12 protein-coding genes and 1 riboswitch are annotated in these 10,861 nt (G+C 54.4%); of the genes, 5 read left to right on the top strand and 7 right to left on the bottom strand.

Going from position 1 to position 10,861, the window contains the following annotated elements; genetic code table 11:
* Positions 1–166: 166 nt before the first annotated feature.
* From FHW66_RS15195 to thiC, 6 genes are all read right to left on the bottom strand, one after another.
* A complete protein-coding gene (locus FHW66_RS15195) occupies positions 167–772 on the bottom strand; it encodes an ankyrin repeat domain-containing protein (RefSeq protein WP_183380655.1) in 606 nt (201 codons plus the stop codon).
* An 88-nt stretch (positions 773–860) separates the two neighbouring features.
* Complete coding sequence (gene thiE / locus FHW66_RS15190) at positions 861–1,502, bottom strand: thiamine phosphate synthase (protein ID WP_183380654.1); 642 nt, start codon at positions 1,500–1,502, stop codon at positions 861–863.
* Positions 1,499–2,329 carry a hydroxymethylpyrimidine/phosphomethylpyrimidine kinase gene (locus tag FHW66_RS15185; protein ID WP_183380653.1) on the bottom strand — a complete coding sequence of 277 codons (831 nt, stop codon included), beginning with the start codon at positions 2,327–2,329 and terminating at the stop codon, positions 1,499–1,501. The genes thiE and FHW66_RS15185 overlap by 4 nt, the downstream gene beginning before the upstream one ends.
* Positions 2,326–3,135 carry a thiazole synthase gene (locus tag FHW66_RS15180; RefSeq protein ID WP_183380652.1) on the bottom strand — a complete coding sequence of 270 codons (810 nt, stop codon included), beginning with the start codon at positions 3,133–3,135 and terminating at the stop codon, positions 2,326–2,328. The genes FHW66_RS15185 and FHW66_RS15180 overlap by 4 nt, the downstream gene beginning before the upstream one ends.
* A gap of 68 nt (positions 3,136–3,203) precedes the next feature.
* Positions 3,204–3,404, bottom strand: a complete 201-nt coding sequence (gene thiS, locus FHW66_RS15175; RefSeq protein WP_183380651.1) for a sulfur carrier protein ThiS — start codon at positions 3,402–3,404, stop codon at positions 3,204–3,206.
* Positions 3,405–3,422: 18 nt separating this feature from the next.
* Positions 3,423–5,336 (bottom strand): phosphomethylpyrimidine synthase ThiC, encoded by a 1,914-nt coding sequence (gene thiC, locus FHW66_RS15170; RefSeq protein WP_183380650.1) that lies wholly within the window; start codon positions 5,334–5,336, stop codon positions 3,423–3,425.
* A gap of 95 nt (positions 5,337–5,431) precedes the next feature.
* Positions 5,432–5,527: riboswitch (TPP riboswitch) on the bottom strand.
* A 217-nt stretch (positions 5,528–5,744) separates the two neighbouring features.
* Here thiC and FHW66_RS15165 point away from each other — a divergent pair.
* Positions 5,745–6,926: an ATP/GTP-binding protein gene (locus FHW66_RS15165; protein ID WP_183380649.1), complete on the top strand. Its 1,182-nt coding sequence runs from the start codon at positions 5,745–5,747 to the stop codon at positions 6,924–6,926.
* An 8-nt stretch (positions 6,927–6,934) separates the two neighbouring features.
* Positions 6,935–7,429 (top strand): RloB domain-containing protein, encoded by a 495-nt coding sequence (locus FHW66_RS15160; RefSeq protein WP_183380648.1) that lies wholly within the window; start codon positions 6,935–6,937, stop codon positions 7,427–7,429.
* A gap of 57 nt (positions 7,430–7,486) precedes the next feature.
* Here the strand turns inward: FHW66_RS15160 and FHW66_RS15155 are convergent, their stop codons facing one another.
* Complete coding sequence (locus tag FHW66_RS15155; protein ID WP_183380647.1) at positions 7,487–7,855, bottom strand: hypothetical protein; 369 nt, start codon at positions 7,853–7,855, stop codon at positions 7,487–7,489.
* 429 nt (positions 7,856–8,284) lie between these two features.
* Between FHW66_RS15155 and FHW66_RS15150 the strand changes: the two genes are divergently transcribed.
* The 3 genes from FHW66_RS15150 to FHW66_RS15140 are packed head-to-tail and all read left to right on the top strand — an operon-like array spanning position 8,285 to position 10,830.
* Entirely contained in the window at positions 8,285–9,085 is an 801-nt protein-coding gene (locus FHW66_RS15150) for an ABC transporter ATP-binding protein (protein ID WP_183380646.1), read from the top strand.
* Positions 9,086–9,100: 15 nt separating this feature from the next.
* Positions 9,101–9,862, top strand: a complete 762-nt coding sequence (locus FHW66_RS15145) for an ABC transporter permease (protein ID WP_183380645.1) — start codon at positions 9,101–9,103, stop codon at positions 9,860–9,862.
* Positions 9,844–10,830, top strand: coding sequence for an ABC transporter substrate-binding protein (locus FHW66_RS15140; RefSeq protein ID WP_183380644.1), 987 nt, complete (start codon positions 9,844–9,846; stop codon positions 10,828–10,830). The genes FHW66_RS15145 and FHW66_RS15140 overlap by 19 nt, the downstream gene beginning before the upstream one ends.
* The last annotated feature ends 31 nt before the right edge of the window (positions 10,831–10,861 follow it).

Raw genomic sequence — 10,861 nt, 5'->3', positions numbered from 1 at the left:
GTTGCACTACCTCATGCTTGAATTTCGTTTCGTACTTCGCCATGAAAAACACCCCAAAGGTTGGATTGGTGTCCAACTTTTGGGGTGCGGTTCATTGCGCCGGCATTTTTTCGTTCTTTGCCACCATGTCAATGATGGTATTGACCTCGTCCAACCGCAGAGAAGGTCACTGAATAGTCATCCCCTTTTTGATCTCAACAACCTGTTGAGTCAAGGCGTACCGTGTCAATTTTCGACGCTCTGCGTCATCAATTTTGCACGTTGGGCGTCCAAGTAATTCACGTAACATCTTCGTATCACCACGGCCAGCAAAGTGTTCTAAAACTGTTCCACCTTTGTCGTTACGCGTAGTCACATCCGTACGTGAATCGTTTAGCAATACCTTCGCCACGTCATGATGGCACAATCTGACAGCGGCATGTAACGCAGTCTCCCCTTTAATACTAATCCCATTAGGATCCGTCTTCTCATGCTGCAGAATGCGTTCCACGACATGCGCCTCATCCTTTGCCGACGCAAGCCATAAAGGGGTCAGGTCCTTTCCAAATAAAGGAATATTCAAGTCCCCGTCACATGCCACGAACTGGCGTGGATCTCCTGGCACCGCTGGCCTGAACGGTTTCTCTTGAATCAGCATAAGCTCTGCATCAAAGCAACTGCATACGTTTTTCAAGGCTTTCGCCAACCCACTCTGCAAAGGCGACGAGGGGGCCACATCTCGACTCTGGGCAATACCAACATACGGACCTGACGTGGATACATCCGGGATCATTCGCATCTCCTTTGACAAAAGAAGACGGTAACAACCCCACTACTCAGGCAATATCAGATTTCGATCAATGATCGAATTGCCGCCAGCCTCAACCTGCTGGCAACAACGCCGCGAAAGCAGCCGCAGCGCCTCTGACATCCTCGGTCATATAGACACTACTGATTGCGGCCACCATATCGGTTCCCTGCGCAATCAGGGGCTGGCAGTTTTCCTGCGTCATGCCACCAATCACCACGACAGGTAACGGGATCTCACGTCTGGACTCTGCCACAATTTCCGGTGCGGTCTTGAATTCATACTTCTTCACCCGCGACGGATAAAAGCCGCCAAATGCCACATAGCTGGCACCCGCCTTCCAGGCATCACGTGCCAGTTGCAAGGTACCGTAGCAGGAAGCACCAACAATCTTGTCCGGCCCCACCTGCGCACGCACCTCGGCGACCGACGCATCGGTTCCGCCGACATGGATACCGTCCGCATCCAGTGACAGACACAGCTCCACATAATCGTTGATGATGAACGGCACGCTGTGGCGGCGACATACCGCCAGCAAAGCACTGGCCTGCTGCTGACGTTGCGCCGCATCGGCTGTCTTGTGGCGATACTGCACCAGCGTAGCACCGCCCAGAATAGCCTGTTCGGTCGCCGCAACCAGCTTGTCGGTATCATCCCAGTCGGGAGTGACTACATACAAGCCCTTCAAATGCCATTGTTTGGCAGACTGCGTCATGGATGTTCTCCTGCAAAAAGAGGCACGCGGCTAGGAATACGCTGCCCCGCGGCAATCGCGTAAGAAGTGTTGAGCGCGTGCTGGCAATACCGCTGCGCGGCAGCAATCGCCTCCTGCATGCCCAACCCCAGCGCCAGTTGCGCCGACAAGGCTGCGGCCAACGTACAGCCACTGCCATGAAATTCGTCCGGCAATCGCGACCAGGTCCACGCTGCAAATGCCGCCTCGGGACCAAACCAGCGGTTGACCACATCCTGCTCCTGCGGCCCATGGCCTCCCTTGAGCAAGACGTGCTGGCAACCGCGCTGCATCAGGATTGCCGCCTGCTGCTCGGGCGAATGCTCGCTGCCACACAGGCGATTGGCTTCATTCAGATTCGGCGTGATCACCGTTGCTACGGCATACAACGACTCCAGCGCCCGCGCCGCATCATCGGTCGACAACTGATCTCCCTTGCCATTGGCCAGCACCGGATCAAACACCACCGGCAAATCCGGCTGCTGCTGGCGCAATTGCTGGATCAACTGCGCAATCATCCCGGCATTGCGGCGGTTGCCAGCAATACCGAGCTTCACCGCACTGATCTTGAAACGGTCGATCAGCACCTGCGCCTGATGCCGGATCAATTCAGGGTCCAACGGATGCACCGCAAACACGCTCACGTTGTCTTGCACGGTGAGCGCTGTCGGTACCGACAGCGGATGGCAGCCGAGTGCCGTGATCGCTGGGATATCGGCCTGCAACCCAGCGCCACCACTCGGATCGGAGCCGGAAAACACCAGCACGCACGGTGGCGACGACCGGTAAGTGCTGACTAACGCACTCATGCCACGCGACCAGCCATCGGCGACGATGGCGAAGCCGCAAAGCGACGTGCAACACGGCCCGCGAGAAAGGCTTCACGACCAGCTTCCACCGCCAGCTTCATCGCCCGCGCCATACGGATCGGATCACGTGCACCGGCAATCGCGGTATTCATCAACACGCCATCACAGCCCAACTCCATTGCGATAGCTGCATCAGAGGCCGTACCAACACCGGCATCAACCAGTACCGGGATTTTCGATTGCTCAATGATCAGCGACAAATTCCACGGATTCAAAATACCCATACCGGAGCCGATCAATGACGCCAGCGGCATCACTGCCACCACGCCAAGATCTTCCAGCATGCGCGCCTGAATCGGATCATCGCTGCAATACACCATCACATCAAAGCCATCCTTGACCAAAGTCTCGGCTGCCTTCAAGGTTTCCGGCATGTTGGGGAACAAGGTTTTTTCGTCACCCAGCACTTCCAGCTTGACCAGCTTGTGCCCCCCCAGCAATTCACGCGCCAGTTGCAGCGTGTAGACCGCATCAGCCGCGTTGTAGCAACCTGCCGTATTGGGCAGAATGGTGTAGCGCGATGGCGGAACCACGTCCAGCAAACTCGGTGCATTCGGGTCCTGACCAATATTCACGCGGCGAATCGCCACGGTAATGATGTCAGCACCACTAGCCTCGGTGGCCAGACGTGTTTCTTCCAGATCCTTGTACTTGCCACTACCAACCAGCAAGCGTGACGCATAGGTTTTACCCGCAATCGTCAGCCCCGGGTCCGCAGACAGTACGGGCGTGTCGTTCATGTTCATTTCGATTCCTTTCAAGAGTGACGGTAGCTGCATCAGCTGATGCAACTGATACAGCCACCTTAGCCACCTCAGCCACCACCAATGGCGCGCACCACATCCACCCGGTCGGCCTCCACCAGCACATGGGCAGCCCATGACTGGGCCGGCACCACCTGCCGGTTCACCGCCACGGCGACTGCCTTGCCAGTCAATTCCAGTGCAGCGATAAGCTGCACCAGATCGGCCCCGTCAGGCAGCGTATGCGGTTTGCCATTCAATTCAATCTGCATCGCATTCACCGCCCGAGCTTAGGTCTTGGAGTAAATCTCGGCGCCCAGCTTGACGAACTCGACCGACTTCACTTCCATACCCTGCTTCAACGCAGCGATCTCGGAGATGCCTTCCTTGGCGGCGTAATCGCGGACTTCCTGCGTGATCTTCATCGAGCAGAAATGCGGACCACACATCGAGCAGAAATGGGCGACCTTGGCCGAATCCTTGGGCAAGGTTTCGTCATGGAATTCACGTGCCTTGTCTGGGTCCAGACCGATGTTGAACTGATCTTCCCAGCGGAATTCAAAACGTGCCTTCGACAATGCGTTGTCACGGATCTGCGCCCCCGGATGGCCCTTGGCCAGATCCGCGGCATGCGCCGCAATCTTGTAGGTGATGATGCCGTCCTTGACGTCAACCTTGTTGGGCAAGCCCAGATGTTCCTTCGGTGTCACGTAGCACAGCATGGCAGTACCGTACCAGCCAATTTGCGCGGCGCCGATACCGGAGGTGATGTGGTCGTAACCCGGAGCGATATCGGTAGTCAATGGTCCCAGGGTATAGAACGGTGCTTCATGGCACTGTTCCAGTTGCAGGTCCATGTTTTCTTTGATCAGGTGCATCGGCACGTGACCGGGACCTTCAATCATCACCTGCACGTCGTGCTTCCAGGCGATCTGGGTCAACTCACCCAGCGTCTTCAGTTCACCCAGTTGCGCTTCATCGTTGGCATCGTAGATCGAGCCAGGACGCAAGCCATCGCCGAGGCTGAAGCTGACGTCATAAGCCTTCATGATTTCACAGATGTCTTCGAAATGCTCGTACAGGAAGGATTCCTTGTGATGCGCCAGACACCACTTGGCCATGATCGAACCGCCGCGCGAGACGATACCGGTCATACGCTTGGCGGTCAGCGGCACATATTGCAGACGCACGCCAGCGTGGATGGTGAAGTAGTCAACGCCCTGCTCGGCCTGTTCAATCAAGGTATCGCGGAAGATTTCCCAGGTCAGATCTTCGGCCTTGCCGTTGACCTTTTCCAGCGCCTGATAAATTGGCACAGTACCGATTGGCACGGGCGAATTACGGATGATCCATTCGCGGGTTTCATGGATGTTCTTGCCGGTCGACAAATCCATCACGTTATCGCCACCCCAGCGAATCGCCCAGGTCATCTTCTCGACTTCTTCGCCGATCGACGAAGTCACGGCCGAGTTACCGATGTTAGCGTTGATCTTGACCAGGAAATTACGACCGATAATCATCGGCTCGATTTCAGGGTGATTGATGTTGGCAGGGATGATGGCGCGACCACGGGCGATTTCGTCACGGACGAATTCTGGTGTGATGGTCGCAGGAATCGACGCACCGAAGGATTGACCCGGATGTTGACGACCCATCAGGTCAGCCAGCTTGTTGCCCATCGGACCGGACGCCTTCAACTGCTCCAGATATTCCTGACGACGCAGGTTTTCGCGAATCGCAACAAATTCCATTTCCGGCGTAATGATGCCTTTGCGGGCATAGTGCATCTGCGACACGTTGCCGCCAGTCTTGGCGCGGCGTGGCTTGCGATGCAGGTTAAAACGCAGCTCAGCCAGTGCCGGATCGTTCAACCGTTGCTGACCATATTCCGACGTTGGGCCATCCAGTTCCTCGGTATCGTTACGTTCCAGAATCCATGGCAGACGCGGGGTCGACAGACCGGCGCGGATATCGATCTTGACGTCCGGATCAGTATAAGGACCGGAGGTATCGTAGACATAAATCGGTGGATTTTTTTCCGAGCCAAACATTGCAGGCGTATCGGACTGGCTGATCTCACGCATCGGCACGCGGATATCAGGGCGCGAACCGGTGACATAAATCTTGCGGGAATTCGGTAATGGCTGAACAGCGGCTTCGTCTACCGTGGCAGTAGCGGAGAGGAATTTCGGATTGGCATTCATTTTGGCTCCTTTGCTTGAGATTGCTTGGCTTGGAGCCAGCAAAGGAGGATACGGAGGGACTTGTTGCCTGCATTCAAGATTGATTCAAATGCAATAAGCTCTTTCCGGCGCTTCCCTTCGCTGGCATTACCCAGATCAGGTTCAAGGGTATTTCTCACCCGTCAACATCGACAGGACCCCTAGCTTTACGTCGTTTGGTTTCAAACGCTGTGGCGGGATTTTACTCCAATAATTCGAGAATCGGCACGAATGATGTCGAGGACTTGGCTCGCCACCTTCAGGATGAATGCACCTTCACATCAAGCGCCCAGCGCCAAGGAACCAAAGACAATTAAAAAAGACAAATACACAAAACAAAACCTATAATTGACATAATTTTGTCGATTACAAGAATTAAGTGAGTTAAAAATGCTACATAGAATCTCATTCGAGAACTTCCAATCCTTCCTGGAACGTACCGAAATCGACTTCACTGTGACCGATAAAATGTCCAGTAGCAACTGGATTACTTCCTGCGCTACTGGCGCTCGTCTATCGAAAATAGCTGCCGTCATCGGCCCCAATGGCAGCGGCAAGACCGCTCTGCTCAAAGCCGTCACGTTCTTGCACTGGTTTGTCACATCGTCGTTCTCCGCCAACCCTGAGGACAAAATACAATTTGCATCACACTTTGCCGCCACCAACAAACCATCCACGTTTTCTGCAGAGATGTCATTGGACGGTGATTTGTGGCGATATGAATTACGCTGCTCCGAGTACAGAGTGCAATACGAGGCACTCTATAAAAAGCATGAACGCTTCCGCTATGTGTTTACACGAGAGTGGGATGAGCAGACGCAAAGTTATAACGTCAAACAAAATGAATTTGGCATGTTACCCAGTGAGGCCAAAAAAGTACGTCCCAACGCCTCTTTGATTTCGACCGCAGCCCAATATAATGTCCCGCTGGCAAAGCGCATTGCCGGTGCCTCCGTATTCTCTAATGTCAACGTATTAGGACGTATCCCGGCCAACCAGTTTCTCGTCAATGCAGCAACTCATTACAAGAATTTCCCTGATCAGTTCGACAAAATGAGGACGCTCCTGAAATCCTGGGATCTAGGTCTGGATGACATTGAAGTACGCGAGCTAAAAGGTACGGATACAACAGGCAATACCAATGTATTCTATCTCCCTTTTGGTAAGCACCGTTGCGGCGAGATCACCGCCGAGCTGCCGTTCATGCTGGAATCAACCGGTACCCAAAGTGCATTCGTCTTGCTCTCCCACCTGCTGCAGGCATTGGCCAGCGGTGGCCTGGCAGTCATTGATGAATTTGAAAGTGATCTGCATCCGCATATGCTTGAGCCGATTATCACCCTCTTCGCACATCCTGTTTATAACCCGCACAACGCGCAGCTCCTCTTTACCTGCCATGCAATGGAAGTATTGAACATTGTGCATAAGTCGCAGGTGATTCTGGTAGAGAAGGATGAAAACTGCCAAAGTACAAGCTGCCGCCTCGACAAAATTGTCAAACATGTGCGCACCAATGAAAACTACTACGCAAAATATATGGCGGGTGCCTACGGTGCCGTCCCTCAGTTTTAAGGATCACCATGGCACATTGGCGCAATCACAAAACTTTGTTGCTCGTCGGCGAAGGCATCCATGATGAAGCCTTTCTGACCCATGTCAAAAGGCACAAAGCACCACGTGGATGTGGCTTGATCGTCACTATACGAAATGCCAATGGAAAGGGAGCGCTCCATGTTGTCGATTACACAATCCGACAAAAACAGAATGCACAATTTGATCAGGTAGCAGCAATGGTCGACACAGATACCGACTATAGCGACAGGGTACTTGCGTTAGCGAAGCGCCACCGGATCACGCTCATCAGTGCAGCCCCTTGTTTTGAAGCATTATTGCTAAGAACGATTGATCAGAAACTAGGCGAAACCAAGCAACTGAAAAAGCAGCTCTCTCCTTTCGTCAATGACAAACCCGGTGAGGCAAGCAGTTACGAAAAGCATTTTGGCTTACCCGCACTGGAAAACGCCTGCGAGAAAGAAGAAGCATTGCGCATCCTGTTGGATTTATTTTCCAGATAGCGCAGTGCTTCGATTTCAGCTTGTGTATTCATGCAGAAATTGACACCGACAGATCAGTCAGGCCGGTTGGTCACACCCGACTTCCTCCTCGTTATGCAACTCCACCTGCCGCCGCGCCTCATCGCGTAACATTCCCGCTGAGGCAATCGCCAGCCGCATCAATTGATCGGCCTGCACAATGCCCACTGCCGGGGGTGCCGAGATATCGGCATCCTCATTGCCTGCACGCTCCAGACCGCTGGCATACACGATTTGCAAACAGGCATGAATGCCTTCTGAGACATTGAGTGTGGTTTCCAGCAATTGACCGTAGAGCGTGCCTTGCAACTCGCTGTTGATCCAGTGGAAATCCTGATGGGTGGGAGATTCTTGCCGAGGATGGGTGTTGCTGTCGTTACTGGCGGAACTACGGTCTTGGTCGATCATGAAGCCTCCGGTGAATAAGCTAGAAAAATGAAAAACGCATCAGGAAGATGCGGCTTTTCGCCGGTTGTATGTAGCAGGCTGTCAAACCTGATCCCTCTCTTTTTTAGGGACGAACTCAGAATACCGTTCGCTAAAACTGAGGTCAATCGAATATTGCCGAAATGTCATGCCGTTACAGATACGTTCTCGGTGCGCTGTTTGCACGCATTGAGTGCGCCACCGGGTAAGCAAATTCACGCCTGCCACAACACACAATCCCGCCAATCCCCTAGCACAAGGCGATTCTCACCTCTGCCCCATCTCACGAACAACGCTGGCACGGCTCCTGCTTGCTGTAATGCATAATGCATAATGCATAGTTCATCGTTGTAATCGGCACCTCTTTGGACTCATCGGCAGACTTACCCGTGGCCACTTGAATGGGAGCAAATGTTGGAGAATCGCCTGGACGTCAACAACCTCAGCCATGCCTTTATCAAGGCCAATGGTGAGGAAATCAGGATCTTTCAGAATCTTGAATTTTCTGTCGGTCCCGCTGAAATTGTCGCCATTGTCGGGCGCAGCGGTGCGGGCAAAAGTACTCTCTTCAATTTGATCTCCGGCTTGCTCAGCCCGAGTGCGGGCAATATTTCACTCGGTCGGCGTGACGATGGCAGTCCCGGCAGCATCGCCTACATGCTACAAAAGGATTTGCTACTGCCATGGCGCACCATTCTTGAAAACGCCGTACTGGGCATTGAACTGCAACGCCCGGTCACCGAGGCTGACCGCAGCCGGGCCCGCACCAGGCTGGCCCGCTATGGGCTGGAGTCGGTTGCCAATGCCTATCCGCAGGCGCTCTCGGGCGGGATGAAGCAGCGTGTGGCGCTGACCCGCACCTTGCTGGCCAACCCGACGGTAGTCTTGCTGGATGAGCCCTTCTCGGCGCTCGATTACGAAACACGGTTGATGCTGGAGAACGATGTCATCAGTCTGACCCGCAGCGAAGGCACCAGCGTGATTCTGGTAACGCATGACATTGATGAGGCGATCGCCATGAGCCATCGCATCGTGGTGCTGGGCGGGCGTCCTGCCAAGATCACCAGCGAGCAGCACATCACCCTCACCGTGGAAGGCAGCAACGGCGAGCGTGATGCGATAACGGCCCGCGGTGCACCGGAGTTTCCGGTTTATCACAAGGAAATCTGGAGCGCCTTGCGCGCCAGTGACGTTGCCCATGCTGGCGTCTGAGCGGAGAAGACCATCATGAAAAAACGTAACGGCGCTACCGCTATCGTCACCACTGTCTTGCTCGCGCTGCTGGTGCTCTGGCAAATGGCGGCGCAGGCCAACTGGATCAACGGGCAGCTGCTGGGCTCGCCGATTGGTATCTACCATTCAGCGGTGATCGGCCTGACCAAGGGCAGTCTGCTCAGCGATACCTGGATCACGCTGCTGGAGACTTTGCTGGGCCTGCTGATCGGCAGCAGCCTTGGCATCATCCTGGGGTTGGTGTTGTGGTTTTATCCACGCACCTCGGATATCGTCGAGCAGTTTTCGATCCTGCTCAACAGCATCCCCAAGATTGCACTGGGACCGCTGATCATCATCTGGTTTGGTTCCGGCATGGTGTCCAAGGTCTGGCTGGCTGGCATCTCTACCTTTGCGGTAGCGATGATTTCTGCCTGCGCCGCCGCGCAAGAGGTGGACAAGGACTTACTGAACCTCTTCAAGTCCTTCAAGGCGCCGCGCGCGATGATTTTCAAGAAGCTGATCGTCCCGGCTTCGGTACCGTGGATTTTCTCGATCTTGCGGATCAATATCGGCTTCGCGCTGATCGGTGCGGTGGTCGGTGAATTCATTGCTTCCGAAAACGGACTCGGGCATGCGGTGTTTGTCGCTGGCTCTTTGTTCGATCTCAATACGGTCTGGCTGGGTGTCGTGATTCTGACGCTCATGGCCGCCATGCTTACCTGGGTTGTCCAACTTATCGAAGAGAGGATCGTGTCATGGAAAGTCGCACAATGAAGTCCCTGCGTAGCGTACTCGGTGTCAGCCTCATGACGGCTGCCTGTGTCGCCGCACCGCATGCGTTCGCTGCAGAAAAAGCCGTCGTCTATCAGGCCTTTCAGTCGATTCAGTATTTGCCGCTGTATGTGGCCATCGATGAAGGCCTGTTCACCAAGAATGGACTGGATGTCCAAAAAATCACCGCCGGTAGTGGCGCCCAAGGGGTTGCTGCGGTGATCGGCGGACACGGCGACTTCTCGCTGCAAGACCCGATGACAGCGGTGCTGGCCAATCTCAAAGGCGCTGCGCTGACCAATGTGGCGATGATCGTTTCCGGTGTGCCGGTGTGGATGGTGGCACCACCGAACTCGCCGATCAAGTCGCTGGCCGATGTCAAGGATCAGACCGTTTCTACCGCGATTCCACCATCGACCAGTACTTATCTGCTGCAAAACCTGCTCAAGGAAAAAGGCATGAGCAGCGTCAAGCTCAACACGGTGGCTATCGGTACCGAGATTGCACCGGTCACCGCTGGTCGTGCTGCCGCTGCCACGATGTACCAACCGCAGGTGGAGCAGGCGTTGGCAAGCGGCTACAAGATCGTCTATGACTTTGCCAAACAATATGACGGTGTCTATGCGTTCTCTACCATCGATACCTTGAAATCAACGCTCGAGAAGCGGCCGCAGATGGTACAAAGCTTTGTCACTGCCATCGCCGAAGCGGAGAAGCTGATGCAGACCAATCCACAAGTTGCCTATCGGGTCGCTGTGCAGGAATTTCCGTCGCTGGAGAAGAGCGTCGTGGAAGCGGCCGTTAAGCGTTTGCTGGATCAAAAGATTTACCCGGCGAACCCGAGTATTTCAAAGCAGGCCTTCCAGGCCGGGCTGGATCTGCAGATTTCCATCGGCAACATCAAGGCTGGTGAAGTAACCTACGAGAGTGCGGTCAACAACAGCTTTGCCGAGAAGGCCAGCAAGCCCTGATATTTTTCATTGATTTTTCATTGCCCTACAT

It is taken from the genome of Herbaspirillum sp. Sphag64 (genome assembly GCF_014192645.1).
In the GTDB taxonomy this organism is placed as follows: Bacteria; Pseudomonadota; Gammaproteobacteria; order Burkholderiales; family Burkholderiaceae_D; genus Herbaspirillum.
The sequence above is the reverse complement of the archived record's forward strand: the minus strand, read 5'-3'. Positions and strand labels throughout refer to the sequence as shown.